Annotated in this window: 16 protein-coding genes; 15 read left to right on the top strand and 1 reads right to left on the bottom strand. The window is 46.3% G+C overall.

Going from position 1 to position 16,279, the window contains the following annotated elements; translation table 11 throughout:
• Nucleotides 1–103: 103 nt before the first annotated feature.
• The gene (gene map, locus HCZ42_RS14715; RefSeq protein ID WP_167421408.1) at nucleotides 104–982 is read right to left on the bottom strand and encodes a type I methionyl aminopeptidase; all 879 of its coding nucleotides are present in this window, start codon (nucleotides 980–982) and stop codon (nucleotides 104–106) included.
• A 374-nt stretch (nucleotides 983–1,356) separates the two neighbouring features.
• Between map and rpsB the strand changes: the two genes are divergently transcribed.
• The 15 genes from rpsB to rnhB all read left to right on the top strand — a co-directional run bounded on the left by rpsB (nucleotide 1,357) and on the right by rnhB (nucleotide 16,204).
• The gene (gene rpsB / locus HCZ42_RS14710; protein ID WP_167421407.1) at nucleotides 1,357–2,085 is read left to right on the top strand and encodes a 30S ribosomal protein S2; all 729 of its coding nucleotides are present in this window, start codon (nucleotides 1,357–1,359) and stop codon (nucleotides 2,083–2,085) included.
• A gap of 130 nt (nucleotides 2,086–2,215) precedes the next feature.
• The gene (gene tsf, locus HCZ42_RS14705; protein ID WP_167421406.1) at nucleotides 2,216–3,061 is read left to right on the top strand and encodes a translation elongation factor Ts; all 846 of its coding nucleotides are present in this window, start codon (nucleotides 2,216–2,218) and stop codon (nucleotides 3,059–3,061) included.
• A gap of 153 nt (nucleotides 3,062–3,214) precedes the next feature.
• Entirely contained in the window at nucleotides 3,215–3,946 is a 732-nt protein-coding gene (pyrH, locus tag HCZ42_RS14700; protein ID WP_167421405.1) for a UMP kinase, read from the top strand.
• 103 nt (nucleotides 3,947–4,049) lie between these two features.
• On the top strand, nucleotides 4,050–4,607 hold the full coding sequence (frr, locus tag HCZ42_RS14695) for a ribosome recycling factor (protein ID WP_053408892.1): 558 nt from the start codon (nucleotides 4,050–4,052) through the stop codon (nucleotides 4,605–4,607).
• Nucleotides 4,608–4,704: 97 nt separating this feature from the next.
• Complete coding sequence (locus HCZ42_RS14690; RefSeq protein ID WP_167421404.1) at nucleotides 4,705–5,460, top strand: isoprenyl transferase; 756 nt, start codon at nucleotides 4,705–4,707, stop codon at nucleotides 5,458–5,460.
• An 11-nt stretch (nucleotides 5,461–5,471) separates the two neighbouring features.
• Nucleotides 5,472–6,314 (top strand): phosphatidate cytidylyltransferase, encoded by an 843-nt coding sequence (locus HCZ42_RS14685; protein ID WP_167421403.1) that lies wholly within the window; start codon nucleotides 5,472–5,474, stop codon nucleotides 6,312–6,314.
• A 41-nt stretch (nucleotides 6,315–6,355) separates the two neighbouring features.
• On the top strand, nucleotides 6,356–7,564 hold the full coding sequence (gene ispC, locus HCZ42_RS14680; protein WP_167421402.1) for a 1-deoxy-D-xylulose-5-phosphate reductoisomerase: 1,209 nt from the start codon (nucleotides 6,356–6,358) through the stop codon (nucleotides 7,562–7,564).
• On the top strand, nucleotides 7,561–8,919 hold the full coding sequence (gene rseP, locus HCZ42_RS14675; RefSeq protein ID WP_167421401.1) for a sigma E protease regulator RseP: 1,359 nt from the start codon (nucleotides 7,561–7,563) through the stop codon (nucleotides 8,917–8,919). The genes ispC and rseP overlap by 4 nt, the downstream gene beginning before the upstream one ends.
• A 39-nt stretch (nucleotides 8,920–8,958) precedes the next feature.
• Nucleotides 8,959–11,370 (top strand): outer membrane protein assembly factor BamA, encoded by a 2,412-nt coding sequence (gene bamA, locus HCZ42_RS14670; protein ID WP_167421400.1) that lies wholly within the window; start codon nucleotides 8,959–8,961, stop codon nucleotides 11,368–11,370.
• Nucleotides 11,371–11,386: 16 nt separating this feature from the next.
• The gene (locus HCZ42_RS14665) at nucleotides 11,387–11,896 is read left to right on the top strand and encodes an OmpH family outer membrane protein (protein ID WP_167421399.1); all 510 of its coding nucleotides are present in this window, start codon (nucleotides 11,387–11,389) and stop codon (nucleotides 11,894–11,896) included.
• Nucleotides 11,897–11,902: 6 nt separating this feature from the next.
• Nucleotides 11,903–12,934 (top strand): UDP-3-O-(3-hydroxymyristoyl)glucosamine N-acyltransferase, encoded by a 1,032-nt coding sequence (gene lpxD / locus HCZ42_RS14660; RefSeq protein ID WP_167421398.1) that lies wholly within the window; start codon nucleotides 11,903–11,905, stop codon nucleotides 12,932–12,934.
• 171 nt (nucleotides 12,935–13,105) lie between these two features.
• The gene (gene fabZ / locus HCZ42_RS14655) at nucleotides 13,106–13,558 is read left to right on the top strand and encodes a 3-hydroxyacyl-ACP dehydratase FabZ (protein WP_167421397.1); all 453 of its coding nucleotides are present in this window, start codon (nucleotides 13,106–13,108) and stop codon (nucleotides 13,556–13,558) included.
• A 1-nt stretch (nucleotide 13,559) separates the two neighbouring features.
• Nucleotides 13,560–14,348 (top strand): acyl-ACP--UDP-N-acetylglucosamine O-acyltransferase, encoded by a 789-nt coding sequence (lpxA, locus tag HCZ42_RS14650; protein ID WP_167421396.1) that lies wholly within the window; start codon nucleotides 13,560–13,562, stop codon nucleotides 14,346–14,348.
• 87 nt (nucleotides 14,349–14,435) lie between these two features.
• Nucleotides 14,436–15,584: a lipid-A-disaccharide synthase gene (gene lpxB / locus HCZ42_RS14645; RefSeq protein ID WP_167421395.1), complete on the top strand. Its 1,149-nt coding sequence runs from the start codon at nucleotides 14,436–14,438 to the stop codon at nucleotides 15,582–15,584.
• 2 nt (nucleotides 15,585–15,586) lie between these two features.
• On the top strand, nucleotides 15,587–16,204 hold the full coding sequence (gene rnhB / locus HCZ42_RS14640; RefSeq protein WP_167421394.1) for a ribonuclease HII: 618 nt from the start codon (nucleotides 15,587–15,589) through the stop codon (nucleotides 16,202–16,204).
• Nucleotides 16,205–16,279 lie beyond the last annotated feature (75 nt).

Raw genomic sequence — 16,279 nt, 5'->3', positions numbered from 1 at the left:
TCAACAAGCGAGGCACGCACAAATATGGTCAATCAAGATAGAGATAAAGTAGCGAGGGTAGATAAAAAATATCCCCGCCGAGGCAGGGATATCGAATCATCTATTAAGCGTTGTTCATCACGCGGGGGATGGTGTCGTCACTGCGTAGCGTTAGCACTTCACAACCTGTTGCAGTAACAACGATGGTGTGTTCGTACTGCGCCGATTTCTTACCGTCGCCTGTGTAAACCGTCCAGTCGTCTTCCGCGTCTACGCTCACACCGAACTTACCTGCGTTGATCATTGGTTCGATAGTAAAGCACATGCCTTCTTTAAGCACGCGGCGGTCGTTGTTCTTGTAGTGAACCACTTGTGGTTCTTCGTGGAACTCGTTACCGATACCGTGACCACAGAAGTCCTTCACAATTGAGAACTTGTTGCGAGGGTTCTTTTTGTTGTTCTCTTTGATGTATTTCTCGATTGCCGTACCGATATCACCCACAGTCGCACCAGGCTTCACTTTACGCATACCCACATAAAGCGCTTCTTGAGTCACTAGGCATAGGCGTTTATCCGCAGGGCTTACGTCCCCAACAAGGAACATTTTAGAAGTGTCACCGTGGTAACCTTCCGGGCGCACAGACAGGTCGGCATTCTCATCGTTTGGCACGATAACTGTGATATCGATGTTGATGATATCGCCGTTTTTCAGTACTGCAGGCTTCATTTGGCCGTTGCTGCCTTTTTCATCCTGTGATGCAGGAATGCCGTGGCAGACGATGTGGTTGATTGAAGTACAGATTGATTTAGGGAAACCATGGTAATCAAGCGGAGCAGAGTACGCACCTCTCTCTAGAGCGTAATCGTGACAGATTTGGTTGAGCTCATCTGTCGTCACACCTTCTTTCACATGTGGTTCAATCATCTCTAGAATTTCAGCGGCTAAAGCACCCGCTTTGCGCATACGTTCGATTTCTTCAGCTGTTTTTATCTTGATTGACATCGGCTATCTCTACTTTATTCAATTGCACCTTTTCGTGCGATTCGGCGCATTCTAGCAGGAAGATGTCAGAATGTGTAATTGTGACCATCATTGAGACTGGTAGCGGTTATAACGGATTGCTGGCTATTTTGAGTTTTCTCCATGATGGCCTTCTGTTTTTTTACTAGCCAGGTACTAGGAAAATATGGTATAAAGCGCGCCGGAATGTGGACCGTTCTCTCCGTCAGCGTAAGCTAAGCGGCGAAGCTGTTTACTTCCAACTAAACTTATATCTTTAAATCACACACATTCCGTCACATGTTCCGGGGTGCTGAGCAGAAGCTCAGTCGGAATTATGGGGGATGTGGAGGCCTAACCCCATAGAGGATTTTAAAATGGCAACTGTATCAATGCGCGATATGCTGAAAGCTGGTGTTCACTTCGGTCACCAAACTCGTTACTGGAATCCAAAAATGAAGCCATTCATCTTTGGTGCTCGTAACCGCGTTCACATCATCAACCTAGAAAAAACTGTACCAATGTTCAACGACGCTCTAGCTGAACTAGCTAAAGTTGGCGAGAAGAAAGGTAAAGTTCTATTCGTAGGTACTAAGCGCGCTGCATCTGAAGCTGTTAAAGAAGCTGCAATCGCAAGCAACCAGTTCTACGTAAACAACCGCTGGTTAGGCGGTATGCTTACAAACTACAAAACTGTTCGTCAGTCAATCAAGCGTCTAAAAGATCTTGAAGCTCAAGCTCAAGACGGTACTTTTGACAAACTAACTAAGAAAGAAGCTCTAATGCGTACTCGCGAAATGGAGAAGCTAGAGAAATCTCTTGGTGGTATCAAAGATATGGGCGGCCTACCAGACGCTCTATTCGTAATCGATGCTGATCACGAACACATTGCGATTAAAGAAGCTAACAACCTAGGTATTCCAGTATACGCTGTGGTAGATACTAACTCTAACCCAGACGGCGTTGACTACATCATCCCAGGTAACGACGACGCGATCCGCGCAGTACAACTATACCTAAACGCTGCTGCATCTGCAGTAAGCGAAGGTCGCAACAAAGACGTTGCAGTAGTTGCTGAAAAAGACGGTTTCGTAGAAGCTGAATAATCACGGCTCTGTGTCACACTTAGTTTATGTGAAACCTTGTTGTAGCATAGACTAAGTTATAGTTAGCATCAGGGGCCGATAATGTAGGCCCCTGTTTTTTACCTTATTCGAATCAAACGAGGAATAGAGAATGGCAACTGTAACTGCTGCTCTAGTTAAAGAACTTCGCGAGCGCACTGGCGCTGGCATGATGGAATGTAAGAAAGCGCTTGTAGAAGCAAACGCTGATATCGAACTAGCAATTGAAAACATGCGTAAATCTGGCGCAGCGAAAGCAGCTAAGAAAGCTGGTAACGTTGCAGCTGAAGGCGCAATCATCATCAAAGAAGAAAACGGCGTTGCTGCTCTTCTTGAAGTTAACTGCCAAACTGACTTCGTTGCTAAAGACGGCAACTTCACTGCATTCGCAGAGAAAGTAGCAGCAGACGCTCTAGCTTCTAAAGCTTCTGTTGAAGAGCTAGTTGCTAAATTCGAAGAAGAGCGTGTTGCTCTAGTTGCTAAGATCGGCGAAAACATCAACATCCGTCGCGTACAGTACGTTGAAGGCGCTGCAATCGCTTCTTACCGTCACGGTGAGAAAATCGGTGTAGTTGTTGCTGGTGAAGGCGATGCAGAAACTCTTAAGCATGTTGCTATGCACGTAGCTGCTTCTAAGCCAGAGTACGTAAACCCAGAAGATGTACCAGCTGACGTAGTTGCTAAAGAGAAAGAAGTTCAAGTTGAAATCGCTATGAACGAAGGCAAGCCTGCTGAGATCGCAGAGAAAATGGTTGTTGGCCGTATGAAGAAATTCACTGGCGAAATCTCTCTAACTGGTCAAGCGTTCATCATGGAGCCTAAGAAAACTGTAGGTGATATGCTGAAAGAGAAAGGCGCTTCAATTTCTACATTCGTTCGCCTAGAAGTGGGTGAAGGTATCGAGAAAGCGGAAGAAATGAGCTTCGCTGAAGAAGTTGCTGCAGCTCAAAAAGGTTAATCCTTAGAGACTTGTGTAAGTATTAGACCGTAGCTCAGGCTGCGGTCTTTTTACGACTAACAAGTAATCGATTAACCGTGATGAATGCATACAGTTGTCCTGTGTTTATCCATGACTGTTAATCAAAAAACTCTCTTTTGGAAGGTAAAGTCCATGACTACAAACCCTAAACCTGCATATCAACGTATTTTGTTAAAATTGAGTGGTGAAGCGCTTCAAGGCGAAGACGGTTTTGGCATCGATCCAGCGATCCTAGATCGCATGGCACAAGAAGTGAAAGAGCTGGTTGAACTAGGCGTTCAGGTTGGTGTAGTTATCGGTGGTGGTAACCTGTTCCGCGGTGCTGGTCTGGCTGAAGCTGGTATGAACCGTGTTGTCGGTGACCACATGGGTATGTTGGCTACAGTGATGAACGGTCTTGCAATGCGTGATGCGCTGCACCGTGCATACGTAAACGCTCGCGTAATGTCTGCAATTCCTCTAAAAGGTGTGTGTGACGATTACAATTGGGCAGACGCAATCCGCGAACTTCGCCAAGGCCGCGTAGTGATCTTCTCTGCGGGTACTGGTAACCCATTCTTCACAACGGATTCAGCGGCGTGTCTACGCGGTATCGAAATCGAAGCAGACGTCGTTCTTAAAGCAACGAAAGTAGATGGCGTATTTACCGCAGACCCAGTAGCAAACCCAGACGCAGAGCTGTATGATAAGCTGACTTTCACTGAAGTTCTTGATAAAGAGCTAAAAGTGATGGATTTGGCAGCATTTACACTGGCACGTGACCACAAAATGCCAATCCGCGTATTTAACATGAACAAGCCAGGCGCACTACGCCGCGTGGTTATGGGTGAAGCAGAAGGCACGCTAATTAGCACTGCTGAATAATAGAATTCAACCGCAGCAAATGAATATCCTTGCTGTGGTATTGCCTTTTGAAGAATCCTGTTTAGGCTTTCTTCTAGAAGAATTACATAATTAAGGTGATATTGTGATTAACGAAATCAAAAAAGACGCTCAAGAGCGTATGGACAAAAGTGTCGATGCGTTAAAGAATAACCTGTCTAAAATCCGCACAGGTCGTGCACACCCAAGCCTACTATCTGGTATTTCAGTAGAGTACTACGGTGCAGCAACGCCTCTTAACCAAGTGGCAAACGTAGTAGCAGAAGACGCTCGTACTCTAGCAATCACTGTTTTCGACAAAGAGCTAACGCAAAAAGTTGAAAAAGCGATCATGATGTCTGACTTGGGTCTAAACCCAATGTCTGCGGGTACTATCATTCGTGTACCACTTCCACCGCTAACGGAAGAGCGTCGTAAAGACCTTGTTAAGATCGTACGTGGTGAAGCTGAAGGTGGCCGTGTTGCTATCCGTAACATCCGTCGTGATGCTAACAACGACCTGAAAGCGCTTCTAAAAGACAAAGAAATCTCTGAAGATGAAGATCGCAAAGCTCAAGACGAGATTCAAAAACTGACAGATGCTGCAGTGAAAAAAGTCGACGAAGTGCTTGCGGCGAAAGAAAAAGAGTTGATGGAAGTATAATTATTCATAAACTCGGCTTATTAAAGACGCTGTGCTCGCAGCACAGCGTTTTTTTATGCTACTCTCTGACCTTTGCTGACAATCTACCTACCTCTTTATGCAAAATCCACAACTCTCACCAGAACAACTTCCTCAGCACATCGCGATAATTATGGACGGCAACGGCCGCTGGGCAAAAGCTCAGGGAAAACCACGCGTTTTTGGCCATAAAAATGGTGTTGCAGCGGTCAGAAAGACGATTTCTGCCTCTGCCAAGCTTGGCATCAAAGCGATCACTCTGTTTGCTTTCAGCAGTGAGAACTGGCGTCGTCCAGAAGAAGAAGTGGGTGTATTGATGGAACTCTTCATTACGGTGTTGACTACCGAAGTGAAGAAGCTGCACAAAAACAATTTACGCCTACGTGTTATCGGTGATACGGCACGTTTCAATAACAGGTTGCGTAGTAAGATCGCTCAAGCTGAAGCTTTGACCGAAAATAACACTGGGATGGTAGTTAACATTGCCGCTAACTACGGTGGCAAGTGGGACATTACCGAGGCGACTAAAGCTCTCGCAGCGAAAGTAGCCACAGGAGAGTTGCAGGCCAGTGAAATTACTGAAGAATTGATTACCCAGCATTTGACCATGTCGGATTTGCCTGAAGTGGATCTGATGATTCGCACCAGTGGCGAGTGTCGTATCAGCAACTTTATGTTGTGGCAGATGGCTTATGCAGAACTCTACTTTACGCCAATTTACTGGCCTGAGTTCGATGAAAACAGCTTAATTGAAGCAGTGACTTGGTTTGTTAACCGTGAAAGGCGTTTTGGCTGTACCGGTGAACAAATCAAGGCATTGATGGAAAGCGAATAAAGGATCCAAGTTTGAAACAAAGAATAATAACAGCACTCATCCTTGCGCCATTAGTGATCTTAGGAATTTTTGAGCTCTCATTACCGATGTTTGTCGTCGCCATTGCTGCGATCATGTTGATCGGTTACTGGGAGTGGACTCAGTTTGTTGATTCAAAATCTCGCGCGATAGCATTGATCCCAGCGTTAGCGGTCAGTGCGTTAAGCCTCGCATTTATCCCGTTCGACTCGGGCAGTCTTAATCTGGTTCTAGAGCCTCATTACCTGATCTTGGCGATAGGCTGTGTTTGGTGGGTATCGGCAAGTGCGTTGGCGATCACTTACCCTAAATCCTCATCTTTATGGCAGCACTCAACACTTCTTCGTCACGCATTTGGTGTGCTGACGCTATTACCGTTTTTCTGGAGTGTGCTGCTATTACGTGCTGAAGGTATCGAAACTGAACCTTACCATGGTGCTAAACTAGTACTGTACGTCTGCTTGATTGTTTGGGCTGCCGACAGTGGCGCGTATTTCACGGGTAAGAGTATGGGTAAGCGCAAAATGGCGCCGAATGTTAGCCCGAATAAAACCATTGAAGGACTAGTCGGCGGAATCATTACCGCGATCTTGGTCGGGTGGGGCGCATCAACTTGGTTTGATATCGAGTTTTCAAGCCCACAGGTAATGATAGTGATTACGTTGATCACCGTGGTTATTTCAGTGCTGGGTGATCTAGTTGAGAGTATGTTCAAACGAGTTTCTGGTATCAAAGACAGCAGTAACATCATTCCAGGTCACGGTGGCGTTCTTGACCGTATCGACAGCCTGACTGCAGCATTCCCCGTTTTTGCATTTCTTTACTTCATTCTGTAGGCGAGCTTCGGCTTGCCTCAACCACATATCGGTTTCTTGCTATGCGTAAGTTAACAATTCTTGGTGCTACTGGCTCTATCGGTGCGAGTACATTTAAAGTTATCGAACAAAATCCTGAGCAGTTTTCTGTGATTGCGTTGGCAGCAGGAAGCAATGTCGAAAAAATGCGTCAACTGTGTCAGAGGTGGCAACCAAAATACGCGGTTATGGCGTGTGACGATGCGGCGTTACAACTAAAACACCAACTGTCAGAGCTGAAAGTGAACACCGAAGTACTGGCGGGTGTGGACGCTATGTGCCAAGTGTCTGCGATGGATGAGGTGGATACTGTCATGGCGGCGATTGTTGGCGCGGCAGGCCTGTTACCAACGATGGCGGCGGTCAAAGCGGGTAAGCGCGTTTTGTTGGCCAACAAAGAAGCGCTTGTGATGTCTGGGCAACTGTTTATCGATGCGGTCAAGCATTCAGGTGCGGAGTTAATGCCTGTCGATAGTGAACACAATGCGATCTTCCAATGCTTACCAAGCCAGATTCAGACTAACCTCGGTCGCTGTAACCTCGGGCAAGAAGGAATTCAACATATTCTTTTGACCGGTTCAGGTGGACCTTTCCGTTACAGTGATATCAACACGCTTAGCGGTGTGACCCCTGAGCAGGCGATCGCGCATCCAAACTGGTCAATGGGACCTAAAATTTCGGTCGATTCAGCAACCATGATGAACAAAGGCCTAGAGTACATCGAAGCCAAGTGGTTGTTTAATACCTCTCGCGAGCAACTGAAAGTGGTTATTCACCCACAGTCGGTGATTCACTCGATGGTGCAGTACCAAGATGGTTCTGTGTTGGCGCAAATGGGTGAGCCAGACATGGCAACGCCGATTGCTCTGACGCTGTCTTATCCAAATCGTGTTTCCTCAGGTGTGGCACCGCTCGACTTTACTCAAGTCGGAGAGCTGACTTTCCTTGCTCCAGACTTCAATCGTTATCCTTGCTTGAAATTAGCCATTGATGCTTGCTACGAAGGGCAGCACGCGACGACCGCGTTGAATGCGGCTAACGAGGTGGCAGTCGCTGCGTTCTTAGACCGAACACTCTCTTTTACCGATATCGCGGTTGTCAATGAAGCGGTTCTGTCGAAAGTGTGTGCTGGCTCGACTCGCGCGCACTGTAGCGACTTGGAAAGCATTCTCGAGCTAGATAGAATGGCAAGGGAATTAGCGACCGAAATGGTGAGTGAGCGTAAGTTATGACGGGTATCTTGTGGAACTTTGTTTCCTTCATTATCGCATTAGGTATTCTGGTCGCCGTTCATGAGTTTGGCCACTTTTGGGTAGCGCGTCGTTGTGGGGTCAAAGTAGAAAAGTTTTCTATTGGTTTTGGTAAATCCATCTGGAGCAAAGTCGGTAAAGACGGTACAGAGTACAGCCTAGCGGTGATCCCGTTAGGTGGTTACGTCAAAATGTTAGACGGGCGCGTAGATGATGTGCCGGAGTCTGAGCAGCGGTTTGCTTTCGATAAAAAACCATTGTGGAAGCGTAGCGCGATTGTGGCTGCAGGGCCGGCGTTTAACTTCTTGTTCGCCATCGTTGCTTACTGGCTAGTTTTTATCATCGGCGTACCAGCGGTAAAACCCGTCGTTGGTCCAATTACCCCTTATTCTATTGCTGCAGATGCAGGGTTAGAGCAAGGGATGGAACTTAAGTCTATTTCTGGCGTCAAAACCGCAGACTGGGAATCGGTCAATATGGGGCTGATTTCTCATATCGGCGATGAGCGTCTGACCATGACGGTTGCCCCTGCAGATGGCGTTGGAGTTGAGCAAACCCTCACATTTGACTTAACCGATTGGAACTTTGACCCTGAGCAGCAGTCTGCTATGTCAGCGCTTGGATTTGTGCCATTCACACCAGAAATCTCAACCAAGCTAGTGAACATCTCGCAAGACAGTGCGGGAGCGCATGCTGGTTTGCAAGTGGGGGATACGATAGTCGCAATCAATGGACAAGCCATAACTGGCTGGCAACAAGTTGTCGACTCGATCCAGCAACACCCCAATAAACCGTTGCAGTTAGAAATTTTACGCGGGGCTGAACGTCTCGACATCACCATTATTCCTGACAGTCGTGAGGTTAAGGGTAAAGGTGAAATTGGTTTTGCAGGCATCGCTCCAGAAGTAGCTGAGTGGCCTGAAAGCTACCGTTTCGACTTACAGTTTGGTGCTGTAGAGTCAGTCGGCAAAGCGATTGAAAAAACCGGACAAGTGATTGGGCTAACCATCAGCATGTTGAAAAAGCTGATTGTTGGCGATGTAGGATTAAACAACCTGAGCGGACCAATCTCAATCGCGAAAGGAGCAGGAACCACCGCCGACTATGGACTGGTATATTTCCTCGGCTTTCTAGCGCTGATTAGTGTTAACTTAGGGATCATTAACCTTGTACCGTTACCGATGTTGGATGGCGGACATTTATTGTTTTTTGCTATTGAGGCTGTAATCAGACGTCCTGTTCCTGAAAAAGTCCAGGAAATGGGGTACCGCATTGGCGGGGCAATTATCTTCTCTCTTATGGCAGTGGCGATTTTCAATGATTTTGCTCGTCTTTAAACGAGGCAAAGGTTGTAGTAAGGAATAACTAAAACACATATGGCGATGAAAAAGATTCTGTTTGCCACGTTGCTAGCAACTAGTGTAAGCGCAAATGGTGCTGAGAACTTTGTTGTTCAGGATATTCAGGTAGAAGGTTTACAACGTGTTACGTTAGGTGCGGCATTATTGAAAATGCCAGTACGTATCGGTGACACGATTGGCAATCAAGATGTTTCACAGATCATCCGAGCGCTGTATGCGTCGGGTAACTTTGAAGATATCAAAGTACTACGTGAAGGCGATGTACTTGTCGTTCAAGTCAAAGAGCGTCCAACGATTTCCAGTATTTCATTCTCTGGTAACAAAGCGATCAAAGAAGAACAGCTAACGCAAAACTTAGAAGCGTCAGATGTTCGTGTGGGCGAAGCGCTTGACCGCACTACGTTGGCAAACATCGAAAAAGGTTTGGAAGACTTTTACTACAGTGTTGGTAAATACAACGCAAACGTAAAAGCGGTAGTGACACCACTACCACGAAACCGTGCTGACCTTAAGTTTGTCTTCTCTGAGGGCGTTTCTGCCAAGATTCAACAAATCAACTTTATCGGTAACGAAGTCTTTACCGATGACGAACTTTTGAGCCGTTTTGAGCTTAATGTTGATGTCTCATGGTGGAACTTCCTCGCGGATGATAAGTACCAGAAACAAGTACTGGCAGGGGATTTAGAAGCACTTAAATCCTACTATCTCGACCGTGGCTATCTGAAATTTAAGATAGATTCTACTCAAGTCTCAATTTCTCCTGACAAAAAGGGTGTATACGTATCCTTAGTCTTGGATGAAGGCAAACCTTATACCGTTAAGGATGTGAAATTTCGCGGTGACCTTCCGTCTGGAGACGATGAGTTTGAGAAACTGGTTACCTTCGAAATGGGTGAGCTGTATAACGGCTCGGCGGTGACAAGCCTAGAAGAAAGCGTTAAGCGACAACTAGGTGAAGCTGGTTACGCGTATCCACAAGTGCGCACTATTTCAGAGTTTGACGATGAAACTCAAGAAGTTTCGCTGGTTGTCAACGTTGAGTCTGGTAAGCGAATTTACGTGCGTGATATTCGCTTTGTCGGCAACAACGCGACTAAAGATGAAGTATTGCGCCGTGAAATGCGTCAAATGGAAGGCAGCTGGCTGAACTCTAAGTCAATTGAAACGGGTAAGAACCGTCTTAACCGCTTAGGTTTCTTTGAAACGGTTGACGTGCAAACTGTGCGTGTTCCGGGCAGTGAAGACCAAGTTGATCTGGTTTACAGCGTTAAAGAAGCGAACTCAGGCAGCATCAACTTTGGTATCGGCTATGGCACTGAGTCGGGTGTGAGCTTCCAGGTCGGTCTGCAGCAAGATAACTTCTTGGGTACTGGTAACCGTGTTGGTGTCAGTGCGATGATGAACGACTACCAGAAAAACGTTAGCTTGGACTACCGCGACCCATACTGGAACCTTGATGGTGTCAGCTTAGGCGGTAAAGTTTTCTATAACCAGTTTGAAGCTAAAGAAGCGGGTATCGTTGACTATACCAACGAAAGTTACGGCACCAGCTTAACCTGGGGTTTCCCGTTTGATGAATTGAACCGTTTTGAGTTTGGTGTTGGTTATACCCATAACAAGATCGGTAACGTACCGACTTACGATCAGGCGCAGCTATTTGCCCAAAGTATCGACCAAGCAGACGGCGATATCATCACCAACGATTTTGATGTGAACGTTGCTTGGACGCGTAACAACTTGAACCGTGGTTACTTCCCAACAGCGGGTAACTATCAACGTGCCTTTGCGAAAGCGACGGTACCGGGTTCAGACGCACAGTACTTTAAAGTGCAATACGACGTGCGTCAGTACATTCCGCTAACCAAGAAACACGAATTTACGCTATTGATGCGTGGTCGTTTGGGTTACGGTAATGGTTATGGCCAAACGGATGGTAACGACAACCTGTTCCCATTCTATGAAAACTATTACGCAGGTGGTTTTACTACCTTACGTGGTTTCCGCTCGAACAGTGCGGGTCCGAAAGCAGTATATACAGTCAACAGTAACCCGATTTTGTGTTCTACCGATTCGTGTGTGAACGCAACGGATGACTCGGTTGGTGGTAACGCAGTGGCGTTGGCAAGTATGGAACTGATTGTTCCGACCCCATTTGCTTCAGACGAAGCACGTAGCCAAATCCGTACCAGTGTGTTTATCGATGCGGCGAGTGTTTGGGATACCGAGTTTGATTACGACTCAGCCTACGACGGCCAGCGTTACTATGATGACTACTCGGATCCGACAAACTACCGCGCGTCATACGGTGCGGCGTTGCAATGGATGTCTCCAATGGGACCATTGGTGTTCTCGGTAGCGAAACCAATTGAAAAATACGAAGGTGATGATGAAGAATTCTTCACTTTCACCATCGGAAGAACCTTCTAATACAGAGGAAAATATAGTGAATAAAATGATTAAAGCGGCTGGTCTAAGCCTTCTAGTGATGACGTCGTCAATGTTTGCAAATGCTGCTGAAGCGGCGCAAAAAGTTGGCTACGTAAATACAGCGCAAGTATTCCAATCTCTTCCTCAGCGTGAAGTTGTTGCCCAAAAAATGCAAAGCGAGTTCAAAGACAAGGTTGATGAACTAAAATCAATTCAAGCTCAAGCTAAGACTAAAATTGAAAAGCTTAAGCGTGATGGTGAGTTACTTGGTGACGACCAGATCGAAAAACTGCGTATTGAGATCGCTCAGCTAGACAGCAAATATAAAGTAAAAGCGCAAGCTTTAGAGCAAGCGACTGCTCGTCGTGAATCGCAAGAGAAGCAAAAACTATTTAAAGTTATTCAAGACGCAGTTAAGAAAGTGGCTGAAAAAGAAGGTTACGACCTAATCGTTGATATCCAAGCAATGCAATACGGCAAGCCTGAATACAACATTTCAGAAAAAGTAATCAAACAACTTAAATAATAAATTATGACTACAATTTCTTTGGCCGATTTGGCTAACATTACCGGGGGCGTGCTGCACGGGGATGCAGAAGCCACAGTAACTATGGTAGCGCCAATGGACAAAGCGCAAGAAGGTCACGTGACTTTCTTGTCTAATCCAAAGTACGCGAAGCATTTACCGGAATGTAAAGCGACCGTTGTGATGGTTAAACAAGCGCAGCTAGACGTTTGTGTTGGCAATGCGTTAGTTGTCGATGACCCATACGTCGCATTTGCAAAAGTAGCGCAAGCTCTAGATACAACACCAAGCCCTGCGGAGCAGATTGCCCCGTCAGCGGTTGTGGCTGCAGACGTACAATTGGGTACTAACGTATCGATCGGTGCTAATGCGGTGATTGAATCAGGTGTTGAACTGGCTGACAACGTGGTGATCGGCGCAGGTTGTTTTATCGGTAAAAATGCGTCTATCGGTGCTAACACTAAGCTTTGGGCAAACGTTAGTATTTACCATGAAGTGGTCATTGGTAGCGATTGTTTGATCCAAGCTAACACCGTTATCGGCTCTGACGGTTTCGGCTACGCCAACGACAAAGGTGAATGGATTAAAATCCCTCAACTTGGTACGGTTCGCGTCGGTAACCGCGTGGAAATTGGTTCATGTACCACGATTGACCGTGGTGCGTTGGACGATACGGTCATCGAAGACAACGTCATTATTGATAACCAAATGCAGATCGCACACAACGTACACATCGGATATGGTACTGCAATGGCTGGTGGTACGATTGTTGCTGGCAGCACTAAGATTGGCAAGTACTGTATTATCGGTGGTGCGTCAGTGATTAATGGTCATATTGAAATCACTGATGGCGTAACGATCACTGGTATGGCGATGGTGATGCGTAGTATCGAAGAGAAAGGTATGTATTCTTCGGGGATTCCATTGCAAACCAATAGAGAGTGGCGTAAGACGGCTGCTCGTGTTCATCGTATTGATGAAATGAACAAGCGCCTGAAAGCTGTCGAGAAGCTAATGGAGCAGAAAGAGGAATCATAACCCCTTTCTGATTGAAAAGGCTCGCGAAGTGCGGGTCTTTTTCGTCTATAATGCTGCCAGTAAAAAAATAACATTTCGGGTGTGTTTACCCTGTCTAGATGGTGTTTATAACCAATTAAGTTTCGCTGCGAAATTTCAACACACCTTAGCATTCAACATAGGAATATGACTTTGACTACTGAAAAGAAAACGATGAACATCACTGAAATTCAGGAACTGTTACCTCATCGCTACCCATTCTTACTGATTGATCGCGTAACGGATTACCAAGAAGAAAAATACCTAACGGCAATTAAGAACGTTTCAGTGAATGAACCTCAGTTTACAGGTCATTTCCCTCAACTACCTGTATTTCCAGGCGTACTGATCTTAGAAGCAATGGCACAGGCAACGGGTCTGTTGGCATTTAAATCGTTCGGTGCTCCAACAGAGAATGAACTGTACTACTTTGCTAGCGTAGACGGGGCTAAATTCCGTAAGCCTGTGACTCCAGGTGACCAACTCGTGATTGAAGTAGAATTTATAAAAGAACGTCGCGGCATTGCTGCATTTAACGGTGTAGCGAAAGTTGACGGTGACGTAGTATGTTCTGCAGAACTTAAATGTGCTCGCCGAGAGTTTTAATATGATTCATGAATCTGCTCAAATTCACCCATCAGCGGTTATTGAGGGTGATGTAACCATAGCTGCGAATGTGACCGTCGGTCCTTTCACATACATTTCTGGTACTGTTGCTATCGGTGAGGGTACAGAGGTTATGTCTCATGTGGTTATCAAAGGTCACACGACCATTGGTAAAGAAAACCGCATTTTTCCTCACGCGGTAATTGGTGAAGAAAACCAAGATAAGAAATACGGTGGCGAAGAAACGACGGTTGTTATCGGTGACCGTAACGTTATCCGTGAAGCGGTACAGATCCATCGTGGTACTGTGCAAGATAAAGCTACAACGGTTATCGGTGACGACAACCTGCTTTGTGTTAACGCTCATATCGCCCACGACGTGATTGTTGGTAACAACACTCACATTGGTAACAATGCGATCCTTGGCGGTCACGTGACAGTTGAAGATTCAGCTGGTGTTATGGCGTTATCGGCAATTCATCCGTTCTGTAAAGTGGGTGCGTTTAGTTACGTTGGCGGTTGTTCTGCGGTCGTCAAAGACGTACCACCTTATGTCTTAGCGCAAGGCAACCACGCGACACCATTTGGTCTTAACTTGGTTGGCCTGCAGCGCAACGGTTTTGAGAAAGATGAGCTGAGAGCACTGCGTAACGCATACAAAGAGTTTTATCGTTCAGGTAAAACTCAAGCAGAAGCAAAAGAAATCTTAACTGAGATGGCACAGCAGTGGTCATCGATTAAGCACTTCTTAGACTTCGTGGAAACTTCTGAGCGTGGCGTTATTCGCTAAGCTTAGTAAGTGATTGATTAAAAAGATCGTAGCCGTTAGGTTACGGTCTTTTTGTGTTTTTATACCAATAGAGTTGAATGATTGGATATGGACAGACCATTACGAGTAGGCATTGTCGCTGGCGAGTTGTCAGGTGACACGCTAGGCGAAGGTTTTATCAAAGCCGTAAAACAGCAATACCCTGATGCAGAGTTTGTCGGTATCGGTGGACCTAAAATGATCGCGCAAGGCTGTCAGTCACTTTTCGATATGGAAGAGTTGGCCGTCATGGGGCTGGTTGAAGTGCTTGGTCGTTTACCGCGCCTGTTGAAAGTGAAAGCGGAGCTTGTGAAGTTCTTCACCGACAACCCACCAGACGTCTTTATTGGTATTGATGCACCAGATTTCAACTTGCGATTGGAGCTAGACCTCAAGCAGGCCGGGATCAAAACCGTTCACTACGTGAGCCCTTCGGTTTGGGCATGGCGTCAAAAACGCATTTTCAAAATTGAAGCGGCAACCAATTTAGTCTTGGCGTTTCTACCGTTTGAGAAAGCGTTTTACGATCAATACCAGGTGCCGTGTGAGTTCATTGGTCATACGCTTGCGGACTCTATCCCGCTGGTATCTGAAAAAGCGCCAGCGCGTGAGCTACTGGGTCTGGAACAAGATAAAACTTGGCTTGCGGTTCTGCCAGGAAGTCGTGGCAGCGAACTGAAAATGCTCTCTCAGCCTTTTATCGAAACCTGTCAGAGACTCAAACAAAAGTACCCAGATCTCGGCTTTGTTGTTGCACTGGTTAATCAAAAGCGCAGAGAGCAGTTTGAGCAAGCTTGGCAAGAGTTTGCCCCAGAGCTGGAATTCAAGCTGGTTGACGACACCGCGCGTAACGTGATTACCGCCTCTGATGCCGTGATGCTCGCTTCGGGCACGGTTGCACTCGAATGCATGCTGATTAAACGCCCGATGGTGGTGGGGTACAAAGTCAACGCATTTACCGCTTTTCTTGCGCGTAAGATGCTGAAAACAAAATACGTTTCTCTGCCAAATATTTTAGCCGACCAAGAACTGGTTAAAGAATTTCTTCAGGAAGAATGCACGGTCGATAACCTCGCGGTTGAAGTAGAACGCTTGCTTGGTGAAGAAGGCAACCAAATGGTCGACAAGTTCACCGAAATGCATCATTGGATCCGCAAAGACGCCGATAAACAAGCGGCAAAAGCGGTTCTCCACTTGATTGGCAAAGATTACGAATAGTTATGACAAAAGAAAAGAAACAACTTCCTCCATTTGAATACCCACAAGGCTATCAGTTGATTGCGGGTGTCGATGAAGTCGGGCGTGGGCCTTTGGTCGGCGATGTGGTAACCGCCGCGGTTATTCTGGATCCGAACAACCCAATCGAAGGGTTAAATGACTCGAAAAAACTCTCAGAGAAGAAGCGTTTAGCCTTGTTACCTGAAATTAAACACAAAGCGCTCGCTTGGTCTGTGGGACGTTGTTCTCCAGAAGAGATCGACCAGCTCAACATCCTGCAAGCGACCATGGTTGCGATGCAGCGTGCGGTTGAAGGTTTGAACGTGACTCCGGATTTTGTGTTGATTGATGGCAACCGTTGTCCACAATTGCCAATGCAATCGCAAGCTGTGGTTAAAGGCGATTTACGTGTGGCAGAAATCAGCGCGGCGTCGATTATAGCCAAAGTCGTCCGCGACCAAGAAATGGAAGAGCTGGATAAGCAACACCCTGAATTTGGTTTTGCCAAGCACAAGGGGTATCCAACCAAAGCCCACTTTGAAGCCATTGAACAGCACGGCGTGATTGACCAACACCGTAAGAGTTTCAAACCAGTGAAGCGCGCACTTGGTCTAGAATAAGTCAAACGGAGATATCGCTTACGGAATTAGGGTATATCTCCGATCTTATATCACGTAAAATACCAAAATTATCTT

It is taken from the genome of Vibrio hepatarius (assembly GCF_011806575.1).
GTDB classification, from domain to species: domain Bacteria; phylum Pseudomonadota; class Gammaproteobacteria; order Enterobacterales; family Vibrionaceae; genus Vibrio; species Vibrio hepatarius_A.
This window is presented reverse-complemented; position numbering and strand designations above follow the sequence as displayed.